This is a genomic window from Oxalobacteraceae bacterium OTU3CINTB1 (genome assembly GCA_024123955.1).
Lineage (GTDB): Bacteria > Pseudomonadota > Gammaproteobacteria > Burkholderiales > Burkholderiaceae_D > Rugamonas.
The window spans coordinates 3,766,064-3,781,988 of sequence record CP099652.1; the positions used below are offsets into that span (position 1 = coordinate 3,766,064).

A 15,925-nucleotide genomic window follows, 5' to 3' on the forward strand; every position below is an offset into this window, starting at 1 on the left:
GTCAACAACTTCAAACAAAATTTGATAAGCGCAACCATTTTGAACAACACAAGGCGTGGCGGGGTATGGGTCTGTGTTATGCGGTGCGGAAACGAAGTGTGAAGCGCGGTTTGATATGCGTAACCATTTGGCCCCATAAACACCGGGGTCAAGTCTGTCATTCAGACAGGAGCTGGACAGTAAAGCGTTCTACGGTCGAACCCGTGTCCGAATGACAGACTTGACCCCGGAGGTTTTCAGGTCGTGGCGCGCGGGCGTTGGCGGTGGAAGACCAGAGGGCTGTACGGGATGTTAGACGGCGGAGGGGACTTCAGGATGTTCGGCTTCATGGCGCCAACCACGTGCATCTCGCACGGTTTGCAGTCGAAACGCAAGGTGTAGGTGTGGTCGCCGCTGACCAGGGTCATCGGCTCTGCACGCACCTGGCCCTGCACGCCTTGCACGCCCTTGGCCTGCTTCGGGCACAGGTTGAACGAGAACCGCAGGCAGTGCTTGGTGATCATCAGCGGCACTTCGCCCGGTTCCTCGTGCGATTCGTAAGCCGCGGCGACCAGTTTCACGCCGTGCTTGTGGTAGAACGCGCGCGCCTTCTCGTTGTAGACGTTGGCGAGGTAGCTAAGCTGGGTATCGGGATAGACCGCCGGCGGTTCGGCAGCAGGCTTGCGCGTCGGACGGTCCCATGCGGCCAGGCGCGCGGCTTCGTGCGCTTCGATGGCGTCGCGGCGCAGCGCGTTGATGGCGGCCGCCGGCACGAACCACGGCTTGGACAGGTCCAGTTGCACGCTCGCGGCCGAGAACATCGTGCCACCGAGCTTCCCCAGGCTGGCGCGCAGCGAGCTCTCGGCCTGCTCGGCTTGCTGCGCGGGCTGGAAGGCGATGGCGGCGTCGGTGGCGCTGACGATGCCATCTTCGTCGCGTAACGACAGACGCAGGCCGTGCTCGTGTTCGCTCAAAGCCAGGTGGAGGTCGACCTTGCGGTCGGCGGATTTCTTGCTCAGCGCGCCTTCCCAGTGATGGTCGCGGTTGCGCAGGATGGCGGCGCCGACCTTGAAGCCGGTCAGCAGGCCGATCGTCTCGTTCGGGAACACGCGCCACTGCTCGCCATCGGCGCTGGCGCCGATTTTCTTCACCGTGTTGGCCTGGATGCCGAACGACTCGCGCTTGTACATGTAATTCAAGCCGTCGCCGTTGGCCATCGGCGCGTTGGTGGTGATGTCGAAGTGGTCGGTGGCGATGCGGGTGACCGTACCCAGTTCCACGCCAACATATTTAGGGCTGTCGAAGGCGCCGATGTCTCCCTCCTCGCGGCCGTGGGCGAAGTAATCCGTATGGCCCCGGTGGAAGGTTTTGTCCACATCGGGCGTGAACATGATCTCGGTGCGGCCGCTGGCGGCGCGCGTGAATTCCGTGCGGCGCTCCAGAATTTCGTCGAGCAGCAGGCGGTAGTGGGCCGTGATGTTTTTCACGTAGCCCATGTCCTTGTAGCGGCCCTCGATCTTGAACGAGCGGATGCCGGCGTCGACCAGCGCCTCCAGATTGCGGCTCTGGTCGTTATCCTTCATCGACAGCAGGTGTTTTTCGTATGCCACGACGCGGCCTTTGGTGTCGCTCAGCGTGTACGGCAGGCGGCAGGCCTGCGAGCAGTCGCCGCGATTGGCGCTGCGGCCGGTGTCGGCGTGCGAAATGTAGCATTGGCCGGAATAGGCCACGCACAGCGCACCATGGATGAAGTATTCGAGCGGGGTGTCGACCTCGGCGCGGATCTTGCGGATTTGTTCGATGGTCAGCTCGCGCGCCAGCACCAGCTGCGAGAAGCCGACGTCGCCCAGGAACTTGGCCTTTTCCATCGTGCGGATGTCGCACTGGGTACTGGCGTGCAGCTGGATCGGCGGCAGGTCCATCTCCAGCAGGCCCATGTCCTGCACGATCAGCGCGTCCACGCCGGCTTCGTACAGCTGCCAGATCTGCGCGCGGGCGGCGTCCAGCTCGGCGTCATGCAGGATGGTGTTGAGCGTGACAAAGATGCGCGATCGGTAGCGGTGCGCGAACGCCACCAGTTTGGAGATTTCCTCGATCGAATTACTGGCGTTATGGCGCGCGCCGAAGGCGGGGCCGCCGATATAGACAGCGTCGGCGCCGTGCAAAATGGCTTCGCGGCCGATTTCAGCGGTTTTGGCGGGCGACAGCAGTTCGAGCTGATGGGCTAGCAAAGTCATGGCGTGATCCGTTGCGATGAAAGCAGCAATTATAGCGAGATCACCCCCTTCAACAAACGCCTTTCTGGTGAGAACCGCGCCATCGGCTAAAAGCCGGCTTCCTGCACGAAGCCGGCTGCCAGGCGTAAACTTTATTGAGCCAGCTTGATGGTCGCTCTTTTGATGGCCACGGAACCCGCCGTTCCGGGGAATTGGATACCTACGCCGACCGCATTCTGGACGCTAAAACCCGAACATGTGAATGCCGTATCCTGCCCAGCCACCAGCACTTTATTGGCCGTCCAGCACTTAAATTCGTAAGCCGCCCAATTGGCGGAATAAGTAAAGAACTGCAAGAAGCCATCGGCTCCGCCATTTCGATTCGAGATAAACGCTTGATCGAAATTCAGCACCATGTTCAAAGTCGCGCCGCTCCAATTCACCGGATGGGTAAAATTATAGGTCGCACCGGCCCCCGCCTGGCTAAGGGTAAGTTGCATATTGGTGGCTGTACTGCTATTTGTGGCGCCACCACCCAAGGTCCAGCTATTTGGACCCGTGGGCAGGATGACGGATTTCCCGGCTCCGACTAACAGCCCGTCCAATATTTGCTGGTCGCCCACGGCCGGAATGGTGCGATTAAACAGCAGGCCCGGATCCATCCCGATCTCCCAGTAGAACGGCAGCATGCCATTCGCCAACGCCGCCTTGGTCACATATTGAGAGTAATACGCTCGCGACGCGCGGTGCAAGGCGAGGTCGGCGCCAGTCAGTTGGGTGCGCAATGTTGCCGCAAATTCCCCCAGCACGACCGGAATCCCCTGGTCCACAAACTTCGTCTTCATTTTGGCGAATTGCGCATCGACATATGGCTCTTCCTCCCGCGTGGAGTTGCGATAAGGATCGGTGCTCGAATGGTAGCCATTTCCCCAGTAATAGAACACCTGCGAGTAATCCGCGTCTTCAGCCTGGTTGGTGAAACTCCACGGGTAAAAATGGACTTCGGCCATTTGGCGGCCGGCCACAGTATCCGACGGCATCGCATGCCAATCATTGGCGGCACGATCGATATCGGTCAACGGGGCTTGAATCACCAGCACGCGATAAGCGTTTTTACCGCCCGTCGAACGAACCGCGTTGACAAATGTTTGGTGAAAGCCGTCGAGGATGGCTATTTGCTCAGGGGTTTTCGCTTCGGGTTCGTTGGCGCTGGCAAATAGGACATGCTCGTCAAAGTCACGCAGCTTCGTCGCAATTTGCTCCCAGTAGGCTTTTTGTTTGGCGTTGACGGCAACTTTCTTTTCTTCGGTGATGTTCCGCTCCAGCCAACCGCCGTCCCAATGAATGTTGACGATCACGTAAAGCCCGTTATCCACCGCGTACTGCACCACTTGCTTCACGCGGTTGAGCCAGGCATCGCTAATTTTTCCGGTGGTCTGATCGGCATACTGATCCCAGGAGACGGGAATCCGGATCGCGTCGAAACCGCTGTCTTTCACCAATTTGACATAGGCGGCGGAAACGGCAGGATTGCCCCAGCAAGTCTCGCCCGGAGTGCTGCAACCGTAAGCGTCCAGCGTGTTGCCAATGTTCGTTCCCAGCTTCACCTTGGCGGCCAACTGTACGGCGTTACTGCTCATGCCGGTCGCGTTGGGGGCGGCAGGACTGGTGTTGTAATTCGGATAGGACGTCTGGGCGTGCACGCTCACGACGCTTCCTAACAACGCGACAAGCATGGTCCGAACGACTAAATTTGGTTTCTTCATTTCAATGTCTCCGATTTATTAATATTGTTGAACTGAAATCCCAGCGCGCGGGTGGTGCATGCGCCAAGCGCTTACTACTCCAAAGCGACCACCATCACAGACTTGGAAGGCACCTTGATCGAGAGCTTGCCACCCGCCGCGCGCGTGCTGAACGCCGCCGGCTTGATGACCTGCGGATGCTGGAACGAGTTGTGCGCATCCATCGCGGCCGAGGTCAGCACCTTGCCGGCCGCGCCTTTTGCTTTTGTGCCGGCGACATCGACTGCGACATCCACCGCCTTATGCGGATCGGTGTTGACCAGCGCCAGGTAGACCTTGCCGTCCTTGGCGCGCGCCGCCGTCGCGCTCACGCCGGGAATGGTCGTCGCGCCCAGGGTGTAGCTGGTGTTGTCCTTGATCGCCAGCGGCAGCGATTTGGCATCCTGGAACGGCACATACATCTGGAAGGCGTAGTAGGTCGGCGTCAGGACCATCTTGTCCTTGTCGGTCAGGATCATCGATTGCAGGACGTTGACCATCTGGGCGATGGTGGTCATGGTGACCCGCTCCGCGTGCTCATGGAAGATGTTGAAGGTGAGCGCCGCCACCAGCGCGTCGCGCAGGGAGTTCTGCTGGAACAGGGCGCTGCTGCTGGTGTCCGCATCCGCATACCAGGTCCCCCATTCGTCGACCATCAGCCCGATCTTCTTCTCGGGATCGTTCTTGTCCAGCACGGCCAGGTGGTCTTTGACCATCCGATCCATTTTCGAGGCATTGGCAAGCGTCGATATCCATTCGCCCTCGTCGAAGCCGACGGCCTTGCCCTTGACATCCCAGTTGCCGGTCGGGACCGTATATTGGTGGATGGTGATGCCCGTCGTGCGCCCCTTCAGTTCCTTGCTCAGGATCTCGGTCCACGACAAGTCGCCGCCCGCAGCGATCATTTTCGGCTTGTTTGGCTCCGGCGCCCTGAGGAAGTTCTCGTAATTCCGGTACAGGCCGGCGTAGTACTCGGGCTTGACGTTGCCGCCGCAACCCCACATCTCGTTGCCGATACCGAAGAAGGCGACTTTCCACGGCTTGGCGCGGCCGTTCTGGGCACGCAGCCTGGCCAGGGGTGAGCCGCCGTCCGACGTCATGTACTCGACCCAATCGGACATCTCCTGCACGGTGCCTGTGCCGACGTTGCCGTTGATGTAAGCATCGGCGCCCAGCATGTCGATCAGGTCGAAGAATTCGTGGGTGCCGACGGCGTTGAACTGGTCCACGCGGTCACCGTGGATGTTGCTCGGGCGCTTGTCCTGCGGGCCGACGCCGTCGCGCCAATGGTAGGTGTCGGCGAAGCAGCCGCCCGGCCAGCGCACCAGCGGCACATGCAACTCCTTGAGGGCGCCGACGACGTCGTTGCGCCAGCCGTTGGTGTTCGGGATGGTCGACTTCGCGCCGACCCACATGCCTTCGTAGACGCCGGTGCCGAGCTGTTCGGCGAATTGGCCGTACACGTACTTGTTGATGACCGGACCGGGTTTGCCGGCGTCGATGCTGACGCTGACCTGGCCGGCGGCGAATGCCGGCGCCACGATCATGCCCAGAACGGCGAGGCTGTGTTTGATGCTATTCATGCAGGTGTCTCCAGACAGTTGGTATTGAGGATTGCTATGAAGCCGACTGCTACAAGGCTCATTCTTTGGGTAGGAGCGCGGCCAGCGTGCCTGCCGGCGGTCGGCCGATCAGCTTGCGCGGCAGGTAGTCGAAATCGGCCGCGCCGGGCTTGCGCCACCCCAGGATCAACGCGAGGTTGAATCCCGGCCCCTGGAAGTAGCGCACGCGGAAGTTGCGCAAGCCCTTCTCCAGCTTGACCTTTGCCGTCTCCGGCAATGCTCCATGGATGCCGTCGTTGTTAATGACGTCCTGATCGTCGATGCTGAGGATGGCGCCGTCGTCGGACAACAGCATCAGCTCCCATGTGCCGGCTTCGGCGACATTGACGGTGAAGCGGATATCCAGGCCAAACCATTCGTTGGTCGTGCCCAGGCCCGGAAAGCCTTCGCGAAAATCGCGTGGGGCGATATTGAGCTGGGCCAGGCAAACGCGCTTGACCGGCTTGCGGTGGCGCATTTCCGTCACCGACTGGGTCCCGGTGCGAAGGTTGTAGACATCGGCAACCATGTTCCGGTCCGGCGAGTCCGCGCATTCTTCGAACACCTTGGGCGGCGTGGCCGCCGCTTTGACTTCGGGCGGCGGCGGGGGAGGCGGGGGCGGGGGCGCGACCACGACCGGCGCCGGGATGGCCTGGGCCACAGACGGCGGGGCCACCGGGATGTCGGCGACCTTGACGGGAGGCAGTTCCGGCAGGGCGGGGACCTGTACCGGAGGAGGATCGACCTTGCGTGGCTCGGGCACAGCTTCGGGAATCTTCTTCTCGGGCACTTTCACCTCGAATAGCACGACCTCGACGGTGCGCGGCTCCGGTTTAAGCGCGGGCCGCAATCTAGACAGCATCAGGAACGCCCCCAGCGCCAAGTGGAGCAGAATTACAAGGACGATGGCGTAGCGCTTCACCGGGCACCGCCGCTTTGTCCGACCCGGTAGTAATCGAAGTCGACGCGGCCGCCGGCGGTCTTAGTCGAATAGAAGAACAGCGCGTAGCGGTACCCCATGAAGTGCGGGAAGGTGTAGACCAGGTGTGAAGGACGCCCGATGGGCCTCCAGGATTTGCCGTCGAGGCTGTAGGAGAAGCGGGCCACCTCAGGCGCGCCTGGTAAGCCGTAGGTCTTGCCGCGACCCTCGTCGGCGCTGAAGCGGGCGTCTTCCGGCGCGGACTGGAATGTGCTGTCGACCTTGAGGTGAACGGTGTTGCCGGAAAGCGGAATGGCGGCGATCTCCTCGGGCTGGCCGGAGTCGGCGCTGACCATGACGAGCGATTTGGCGCCGCCGCTCATCTTCACGCCGACGAAACCATAGTTTTTCTGAAAAGCGGACAGGCCGGCCCAGTCGCCGTCTTTCATGCCGCGCACGTCGATGCTGGTGGTGGCGGAACTGTCGGGGCCGAAGGTGCGCTGGGTGAGGGTATTCCTGGCCTCGGGCAGGGTGGCATCGACCCGGCTGGTGACGAAGCTCAGGTAGCCCGGGCGCTTGGTGAGCGACCAGTTGCGCGGCTCGGGATTGTGATTCCATTGCCAGGCCAGCGGCAGGGCGGGGGCGCCCGGCCGGCGGTCGAACTCGTCGGAGGCGACGATGCCGGAGGCGCCGGACGCGCCCTGTGCGCCGGCGGCGATGTCGAGCGTCATGGGCACCTCGCCGTCCTGGCCGAGCACGGGCCAGCCATCCTTCCAGGTCACGGGTATCAGGTAGGGGATGCGGCCGACGGCGCCGTTGTCCTTGAACAGATAGGCATACCATTTGCCGTCCGGCGTGTCGATCAGGCCGCCCTGGGCGATGCCGCGATCGTCGAGCGCGATGCGTCCCTCGTACGGACCGGTGATGGTGTCGGCGCGATGGACGATGGCGGTACGCGCCCAGCGGCTGCCGGGCGAGGCGATGTTGAAGAGGTAGTAGCGGCCGTTGATCTTGGAGAGCTGCGAGCCCTCGCCTTTAAGTCCGCCCTGGTCGGGGCCGAACAGGGCGTTGACGTTTTCGACGATGACCTGGTTCACGCCGCCGGGCTTGATGCCGGAAAGATCGGGGAGCAGCTCGATCAGCGAGATGCGGCCGCCCCCTTGCACCATGTACACGCGGCCGTCGTCGTCGAAAAACAGGCTGTGGTCGCCCAGCGACGGCTTGAAACTGCTCTCTTTCCACGGGCCGCGATCCGGATCACGCGTGGTGTAGATGTGGGTGCGTTCCGTGTTGGCGGAAAAAGTCGAGGCATGGAACACGCCGTCGTGGTAACGCAGGCTGCTGGCCCAGGAACCCGCACCGTAGGCATTTTTGCCGTTTTCGAGGCGGAAGGCTTCGTCGTCGACCAGGGTCTCATACGCGTAGGAGGCCATGCTCCAGTTGACCAGGTCGGTCGATTTCATGATCGGCAGGCCCGGGCTCATGTGCATCGTCGTACTGCTCATGTAGTAGGTCTTACCGACACGGATGACCGCGATGTCCGGGACGTCGGCCCAGATCAGCGGATTGTGGGCAAGGTTGGCGCTTGCCGCCGTACGGGGCCGGGAGGCGACTGCGGGATCGTGCCGGGAAAACTGCCAGTAATCGAACTTGAACAATTCTTCGCCCGCCGCGCCGCGGAACACGAAGTAGAGATCGTGGACGCCGGCGGCTGCGGAGATCCTGGCGGACAGTCGCTTCCACTCGCCGCCGGTGCCCCGGACCGGCAACGTACCGATCAACTGTCCGTCGAGCTTGTCCAACCGGATCTCGATCCTCGCGCCGGTGGTGTCGATCGCCTTGGCTTTGCTGGAGAGGATGGCCATGAAGGCGCGCGCGCCGTCGTTACCGAAATCGACATTCCGCACCTGGATGTGGTCGCCGTCGTGGATGTCGCGCACATTCTGGCCGCCGGCGCTGTTGGGCTCGATTTTGACACCGGACGACCAGGCGATGGTCTCCGCTTCCACGCGCTTGTAGGGATCGAGCGTGGCAACCGGCGCCGGCCCCTCCCTGGTCGGCTGCACCGTCTGAACCGAGCCATCCGGATTGAACTTCAACTCATCGACAGCCACGGAACGCTTGAAGCCGTCGCCTCCCGGCAGCGCGGCGTTGTGGTAGAAGAGGTAGGTCTTGCCCTTGTAATCGACCACGCCTGCATGGTTGGTGAAGGCGCTTTGCGGCGGCATGACAACGCCGCCGTAAGTCCACGGGCCTTCCGGCGTGGGGCCGGTCGAGTAGGCGAGATGCTCGGGTATAGGGCCGCCGGCAAAAAACAGGTAGTTGAGATTCTTGCGCTTGTACAGCCAGGGACCTTCCTCGTAGGAGGTGCCGCGCAAGGCGGGCTTCGGCAGCGTCACGCCTGCTTTGTCCGGAGGGTTGCGCTCGCCCAGGGCCTTGACGGTCATCGGATAGCGAATGATGCCGTTCTCCCCGACGCTGGTGTCGTAGGAAATCATGTCCTTGTTGAGCTTTACCGACCACAGGTTGGGATTGCCCCAGGCGAGATAGGCCTGGCCCTTGTCGTCGATGGTGACGGTCGGATCGATGCTGTCGTACAGGCCGCCGGCCTGACCGGCGATCAGCGGTTTCTTGATCGGGTCCGTGTAGGGGCCGAGGGGACTGTCGGCCACCAGCACGCCGATGCCCCGGCCGTGCACCGGGGCATAGAGATACCATTTGCCTTCCCGCTCGATCGCCTGGGGTGCCCAGGCGCCGTTGTCGACACCGTCCCAGCCGGAGATTTCCTTGGCCGCCCAGGGGAAATCCCTGAGCGAGGCGATCACGCCATGCTGGGTCCAGTTCACCATGTCCGTGGTCGTGGCGAGCACCCAGTTCTTCATGTTGAAATTGTTCTTTTCGCCGACCTCTTCGTCGTGGCTGGAAAACAGGTAGAGCGTGCCGTTATGGACCATCGGGGCCGGATCGGCGGTATACATCGTTTGAATGACCGGGTTGAGCGCGAACGACGCCAAGGGCAGCGACGTCAACGCGGACAGGAGAACAGCAGCGGAGCGGGTGGATTTTTTCATGGGGAAGCGAAAAGGGAGCGTTTGGCCGGTAGCGAAGCGGCCCCCCGCGAGAAAAAAGGGGGGGGGCCGCCTCGCCACGTCCTAGTACGTGTAGCGCAACGACAGGCGATAACTGCGGCCTGGCTCGAACCAGGCGCGGTTCATGTTGCCGATGGTTTGCTGTTGGGTCTGCCTGACAACGTCGTCCAACAGGTTGCTTGCCGAAAAACTGGCCTGGATGTGGTCGTTGAAGCGGTAGTCGAAGCCGAAGTCCAGCTGTCCGGCCGCTTCCTGCCAGGTCGGCAAGCCCCAGCCGACGTCGCGCGGATAGACCGTCTTGCCGTCGACCACCGTGGCGCGGGTCGGATCTGCGCTGGTGCCGGTGTCGCCCTGCGTGCCGTTGACGGAGACGCCCTGCAGGAAACGGCTGCGCCAGCTGTAGGCCAGGCGCATCGACATCGGCCCCTGGTCGTACATCAGCATGAAGTTGTAGGCGTTTTTCGACAGGTACTGCAATGGCATGTCGGTGAACGGCAGGCCGTTGGTGTCGCAGCCCAGCACGTTCAGGGAACTGTTGTTAAACGAACCGGCGGCCGGGCAGTACTTCAGATCGAACGGATGGTGCAGCGTCTGCTTGCTCTTGATATACGTGTAGTTCGCCGAGACGCCAAAGCCCTTGGCCCAATCCGGCAGCACGCGCGACAACCCCGGCACGTTGTTGAAGTAGGTTTGGCCGGCGAGTTCCAAACCGGTCACCGAACCGTCGGACGCATTGTCCGGCGCGGTGATCGTGAAGGTTTGCGCATTGCCGGCCAGATCGTTGTAATCGCGGGTATAGGCCGAGCGCATGATGATGTCGGTCACCTTTTTGTAGAAGGCGGTGGCCGTCAGCGAACTGCCGTTGCCAGGATACCACTCAAGCGCCAGGTCGAAACTGTTGGCCTTGGTGGGCTTCAAATGGACGTTGCCCTTGTTCTCGCCCCGGTAATTGACGTTCTGCAGCGGGCCGCCGTCGGGCGCATAGATCACATTCTGCTTCAGCTCGATGTACTCGTTCAGGTCGGCAAAACTCGGCCGATACATCGACTTGCCGAAGGCGAAGCGCGCTTGCACCTGCGGGGTGAATTCCACCTTCAGGTTCACGCTCGGCAGCACGTCGACGGCGCTTTTGCCGTCGTTGATCGGCTGGTTGATCGGTCCGAACTTCGGCACCGACGGCGGCGCGTTGGTGCTGTAGACCGGCAGGAACACGGTGTAGCCGTGGGCCACCGTCTTGGTATGGACCACGCGCACGCCGGCGCTGCCCTCAACCGGGAAGCGCAGATCGTCGAAGCCGAAGCGCGTCGACAGGTAGCCGGCTTCGGTCCGCTCCGCCTGGCGGCTGGTTTTGGACGGCGCGCCGTCGTAGACCAGCGGTTTCCAGGGGTCGTCCATGGCCGAGCAGTCGCGGTTGGTGCCGAACGCCACGTTGGCGTCCTGGCATTGCATCTTCTTCAGGTCGTTCACACCCGCGTAGGCGTTGGGATAGTCCTTGACCGAGGCCAGCGTCGGCACCACCAGCGCGCCCGGCGTCGGGATCTTGCCGTTGAAGAAGTTCTTAAAGTCGTAGGTGGTGGTTGGCGTCAGGGCCGCGTAGCGCGGGTCGCTCAGGTAACTGAAATTGGCGCGACTGCCGCCGCCCGGGTCCGTCGCCATGGCAGGCTGCCCCGGCGTGGACGTCGGCTTGACTTCCCATGGCAGCGAGGCGCTGTACCAGGTCGATCCGCTTGCCTCGACGCGCTCCGCCTTGCGCCGGGTGGCGCGCACGCCGAAGCGCAGGTCGCGCAGGATCGGATGGTCGAACTTGAAGCGCACGTCGGTTTTCCACGCATACAGGTCGGCCTCGGCCTTGTTCTTGCCCGGCATGAAGTTCTCCAGGTAGTAGTTGCCCGGATCCTTCAGGAAGGCCTTGGCCTTGTCGTCGAAGGTGATCTGGCCGGGATTGCCGGTCAGGTCGATATTCATGCTCGGCACGAAGGTGGCCAAGGTGATGTTGCCGTTCCAACTCTTGTTGGTCGAGTGAACCCATTGCAGGTCGTTCTGCAACGACCAGCGCTCGTCGATATTCCACTTGGCGTTCCAGGCGACTTCCCGCGTCTGCGAGCGCCGGTCGCTGTAAGTCTGATTGGAGTTGAAACCCAGCCCGCCCTCGACGAAATTGTTCGAGCCCCGGCCGCCGGTCGGATAGGTGTACCTGGCCGATTGCAGCACGCCCCGGCTATCGAACACCGGATCGATCAGCTTGGTCTTGTACGGGTCCTCGACACCCGTGTACAGCGCGTTCTCGGTGCCGGTTTCGTTGTAGGCGGAGTGGAAGTAGGTGAGGGCGGACTGAAGGCCGCCCTTTTTCCACTGCAGCGCGCCATATGCGCCGACGCGGTCGTTCTTGCTGGTATTGGTGCGCCACGAGGCCGATTTGGGCACCCACATGGTTTGTCCGGGGGCGAAGTCGGTGCGGGGGAAGTAGGCGTCGACTTGCACCGTGTCGTTGTGGGAATTGGTCCGGTTGCCCGACAGGTTGAGCAGCGCGCCCCATTGGCCGAAATCGTTTTCCCAGCGTTTCGACACCAGGCCGGACAGGGCGGGCGAGGTCTTCGCGCCAAGCTCGTTGTAGTTGACGTAGGTCGAGGCGGCGAATTTATCGCCCTTGTAGTCGAACGGCAGCGCGGTGCGCAAGTCGACCTGGCCGCTGACGCCGCCTTCGATCAAGTCCGCCGGCGGGTTCTTGTGCACCACCACGGCCGACATCAGTTCGGCCGGAATGTCGCCCCAGCTCAACTCGCGCCCCGGATAGCCGGCCGAGAACGATTCGCGGCCGTTCAGGGTGGACGAACCCCAGGTCAGGCCGCGCACCGAGATGCCAGAGCCCTCGACCGAGAAATGCTCCGGGTCGCCGCGCGAGCGGTTGCGGTCCATCGTCACGCCGACGATGCGCTGCAGCACCTCGGTGATCGACTTGTCGGGCAGCTTGCCGGCCTCTTCGGCGACGACGCCGTCGACGATCTCCTCGGCATTCTGTTTGAGCTTGGTGGCCGACTGCATCGCCGCGCGCTGGCCGCTCACGACCACGCTGACGACTTCCTCGTCCTTGGCCGGCGGTGCGGCGGGCGCCGTCTGCGCCTGCGCCGCGCCGCTGTAGAGCGCCGCGACCTGCGCCGCCGCGAGCGCCAGCGCGGTCATCCGCAAGGGTTCCCGCTTGATCTTGGTTCCGATTGTCTTCATTGTCTCCGTCCTGTTGAAATCTTGTAGTTGTTTTGTCTGGCCGCGCGCCATCACTGGATCGTGATCGGTCCGGTCAGCGTGATCGTGGTCGGGTAATTCGGCGCCGGCAAAGTCCTGCTCGGCACTTTGGCGTTGCCGTTCGCGGAGGCGAACCGTATCGCGACGACCGGATAATCCTGCATCTCGAACCAGGGGTTCAGATCGGTCAATTCGCACGACTCCGAGACGGTGAAGTCCTTGAGGTTGAGGCTGTAGCTGGCCGGCGCCGGGGAGTTCGGCTTGAAACTCGCGCGTACCCGCACGTTGCAGTTGCCGTTGTCCTTCTTACGGTTGTAGTGGCCGAGGATCAAATCGACTTCGACCACGTTGTCGCCCGTATCGAACCATTCCTGGTTCTGCGAGAGGTTAAACTTGACCGCCGCTTGCGCATCGATGCGCACGCCGTCCGGCGTGTCCCCCGTGGTCGAGATCTGCGTGACCTTGGGCGCAAAGACGTCCAGTTCCGCGAACACCTTCCACCAGCGTCCGTCGGTGTAGGGCTCCTGCTTCCACGTGTAGGTATCGCTGATGCTGGCGCCGTCCGCCGACACGCTGGCATCGCACCAGCCGTTACACCACCAATCCCTGGTGCTGCTGCCGCCGTGCGGATCGACTTTGCCATCCTCGTTGGTGGTGGTCGTGTTCTTGTAGCCGCTCAAGAACTTGATCTCGGGCGCCAGCGCGCTTCCGACCGGTATGGTCTTGACCACTTTCGCCGTCTCGTAGATATCGGCGCCGTCCGCCGTGGCGGTGACGACGCACAACCCGTTGGCAAGCTTTTGCATCGTGTTGCCGCTGACCGAGCACACCTCCGGCGTGCTGGTGGTAAAAACGACCGGGAGGGCAGCATTGGAACTTGCCACCAGCGGCACGGGCACCGTGTCCAGCGGCAGCCCGCCCGGGTTACGGAAGGAGACCGACGCCGGCCGCTTGGGAATGACGAACAGCTGGCGCGCCGTGGCCGGGGCGTAGCCATCGCCACCGGCTTGGTTGGCGTTCAACGAACACTCGCCCGCCTTGAGCAGCGACACCGTGGCGCCGCTGATGGAACAGGTGCCCGGCGTGTTCGACACGTAGGTGACCGGGCCGCCGGAACTGGCCGTCGCCTTCAGGGTGATGGTCGCGACGGTCGGCGGCACACCGATCACTTCCCCGCCCGGGAACGGGAAGGAAACCGATTGCGCCATCCCGCCTTCGCCGCCGCCACCTCCGCCGCCACCGCCTCCGCAGGCCGCCAGCAGCGTGGCGCAGGCCAGCCCGATGGCCGTGAACTGGAATTTCATTTGTTGTCCCCTCATGATTTTATCGTTCCTCTCTGTTGCGTTTACTACGAGCCGCTCGTCATCGGCGACGCCGCCGCCGAGTAAAAATTTGCCGACGCCGCGCTGCCTGACTGGATATTATGTGGAGTGAAAATCGTTGCCGCAATTACAAAAAAACTCAATACAACAGATGAAATTCGGTAATGCGCCCCGGTCATTGACAGCGCGCTTGCGGACGCGCAGCATGCCTTCCCAGTACGTCTAAACAGGACCGCAAGCCATGCAAACCAACCACGTCGGCCACGCCTTGAAGCCTCCCTTCAACCGCATCGTGGTGGTGGGCGGCGGCGCGGCCGGGTGGATGACGGCCACCGCGCTGGCCACCGCGCTCGAAGGCGGGACCGTCGTCGAGCTGGTCGAGTCGGAGGAGATCGGCATCGTCGGCGTGGGGGAGGCGACCTTTCCTTCGATCCGCAATTTCCACCGGCTGCTCGGCATCGACGAGGCCGAGTTTCTGCGCGCCACCAACGGCACTTACAAGCTGGGCATCCAGTTTTGCGGCTGGCGCGCGGAAGGCGAACGCTATTTCCACACCTTCGGCGATTTCGGCGAACTGAGCGGATCGCACGCGGTGTGGGGCCAGTACCGCCGGCTGGGCGAGGCCGGCCTGGGGTCGCTGGGCGAGCAATGCCTGTCGAGCGTGATGGCCGAGCAGGGGCGCTTCGCGCTGCCGGGTGAAGCCGACCGCTACGATTACGCCTACCACTTCGACGCCGCGTTGTACGCCGCCTTCCTGCGCAAGCTGGCGGAGCGGCGCGGCGTACGCCGCACCGAAGGACGCATCGTCGACGTGGCGCGGCGCGCCGACGGCGGCGTCGACCGGCTCACCCTGGCCGACGGGCGCGTGGTGGCCGGCGACCTGTACATCGACTGCTCCGGCTTCGCGTCGCTGCTGCTGGGGCGTACCCTGGCCGAGCCGTTCGTCGACTTCAGCCACTGGCTGCCGGTGGACCGGGCCTGGGCCTGTCCGACCGAACGGATCGTTACCGAACTGACGCCGTACACGCGCGCCACAGCGCTGGAGGCGGGCTGGGCGTGGCGGATTCCGCTGCAAAGCCGCACCGGCAACGGCCACGTGTTCGCCAGCCGCTACATCGACGAGGAGCGCGCGCGCGAACAGTTGCTGGGGCGACTGGACGGCCCGGCGCTAGCCGAACCGCGCCTGCTGCGCTTCCAGACCGGCCACCGCGCGCGCGCCTGGGTGCACAATGTGGTCGCGCTGGGCCTGGCCGGAGGCTTCCTCGAGCCGCTCGAATCGACCAGCATCTTCCTGGTCCAGCGCGCCATGGGGCGGCTGATCGATTTGCTGTTGTCGGGCGCGCCGCTCACCGAGCGGGTAATGGCCGACTACAACGGTGAAGTCGCACGCCAGTTCGCGCGCGTGCGCGATTTCATCATCCTGCATTACTGCCTGAGCGCGCGCCGCGACAGCGCGCTGTGGCGGGCGATGACTACCATGGAGCTGCCCGAGACGCTGGCGTTCAAGCTGCACGCATGGCGCCAGGCCGGCGCGCTGCACCAGTACGACCTGGAGGGCTTCGACGCGACCAGCTGGCTGGCCATCCATGCCGGCATGGGGCATTGGCCCGAGCGCGCCGATCCTTCGCTGGGCGATGTCGAGCGCGCGGTGGCGCTGCAGGGATTGCTGTGGCGCCGCGAATGCATCGCCACAGCAGTGGCGGCCATGCCGCACCACGACGCCTATTTGCGCGGCATGCTTGGCCGCTGAACTAAACTCTTGCCCACGAGCCAAT

General features: G+C 63.1%; 8 protein-coding genes. 1 reads left to right on the forward strand and 7 read right to left on the reverse strand.

From position 1 onward, the window contains the following. Positions 1 to 236 precede the first annotated feature (236 nt). The 7 genes from NHH73_16420 to NHH73_16450 all read right to left on the reverse strand — a co-directional run bounded on the left by NHH73_16420 (position 237) and on the right by NHH73_16450 (position 14,132). Positions 237 to 2,216, reverse strand: a complete 1,980-nt coding sequence (locus NHH73_16420) for a U32 family peptidase (GenBank protein USX24214.1) — start codon at positions 2,214 to 2,216, stop codon at positions 237 to 239. A 131-nt stretch (positions 2,217 to 2,347) separates the two neighbouring features. Beyond that, the gene (locus NHH73_16425; GenBank protein USX24215.1) at positions 2,348 to 3,961 is read right to left on the reverse strand and encodes a cellulase family glycosylhydrolase; all 1,614 of its coding nucleotides are present in this window, start codon (positions 3,959 to 3,961) and stop codon (positions 2,348 to 2,350) included. Between the two features lie 74 nt (positions 3,962 to 4,035). Beyond that, the gene (locus NHH73_16430) at positions 4,036 to 5,562 is read right to left on the reverse strand and encodes an alpha-N-arabinofuranosidase (protein USX24216.1); all 1,527 of its coding nucleotides are present in this window, start codon (positions 5,560 to 5,562) and stop codon (positions 4,036 to 4,038) included. A 58-nt stretch (positions 5,563 to 5,620) separates the two neighbouring features. Then, positions 5,621 to 6,502 (reverse strand): PA14 domain-containing protein, encoded by an 882-nt coding sequence (locus NHH73_16435; GenBank protein USX24217.1) that lies wholly within the window; start codon positions 6,500 to 6,502, stop codon positions 5,621 to 5,623. Continuing rightward, positions 6,499 to 9,570: a family 43 glycosylhydrolase gene (locus tag NHH73_16440; GenBank protein USX24218.1), complete on the reverse strand. Its 3,072-nt coding sequence runs from the start codon at positions 9,568 to 9,570 to the stop codon at positions 6,499 to 6,501. The genes NHH73_16435 and NHH73_16440 overlap by 4 nt, the downstream gene beginning before the upstream one ends. An 81-nt stretch (positions 9,571 to 9,651) precedes the next feature. After that, positions 9,652 to 12,810: a TonB-dependent receptor gene (locus tag NHH73_16445; GenBank protein ID USX24219.1), complete on the reverse strand. Its 3,159-nt coding sequence runs from the start codon at positions 12,808 to 12,810 to the stop codon at positions 9,652 to 9,654. A 50-nt stretch (positions 12,811 to 12,860) separates the two neighbouring features. After that, on the reverse strand, positions 12,861 to 14,132 hold the full coding sequence (locus NHH73_16450) for a hypothetical protein (GenBank protein USX24220.1): 1,272 nt from the start codon (positions 14,130 to 14,132) through the stop codon (positions 12,861 to 12,863). 259 nt (positions 14,133 to 14,391) lie between these two features. Here NHH73_16450 and NHH73_16455 point away from each other — a divergent pair, with 259 nt between their 5' ends. Beyond that, entirely contained in the window at positions 14,392 to 15,900 is a 1,509-nt protein-coding gene (locus NHH73_16455) for a tryptophan 7-halogenase (GenBank protein ID USX24221.1), read from the forward strand. Positions 15,901 to 15,925 lie beyond the last annotated feature (25 nt).

Bases quoted from the DNA above. Each gene is read 5' to 3' on its own strand.
- NHH73_16445 (USX24219.1), bottom strand. From the start codon at position 12,810: ATGAAGACAATCGGAACCAAGATCAAGCGGGAACCCTTGCGGATGACC.
- NHH73_16425 (USX24215.1), bottom strand. From the start codon at position 3,961: ATGAAGAAACCAAATTTAGTCGTTCGGACCATGCTTGTCGCGTTGTTA.
- NHH73_16455 (USX24221.1), top strand. From the start codon at position 14,392: ATGCAAACCAACCACGTCGGCCACGCCTTGAAGCCTCCCTTCAACCGC.
- NHH73_16450 (USX24220.1), bottom strand. From the start codon at position 14,132: ATGAAATTCCAGTTCACGGCCATCGGGCTGGCCTGCGCCACGCTGCTG.
- NHH73_16420 (USX24214.1), bottom strand. From the start codon at position 2,216: ATGACTTTGCTAGCCCATCAGCTCGAACTGCTGTCGCCCGCCAAAACC.
- NHH73_16440 (USX24218.1), bottom strand. From the start codon at position 9,570: ATGAAAAAATCCACCCGCTCCGCTGCTGTTCTCCTGTCCGCGTTGACG.
- NHH73_16430 (USX24216.1), bottom strand. From the start codon at position 5,562: ATGAATAGCATCAAACACAGCCTCGCCGTTCTGGGCATGATCGTGGCG.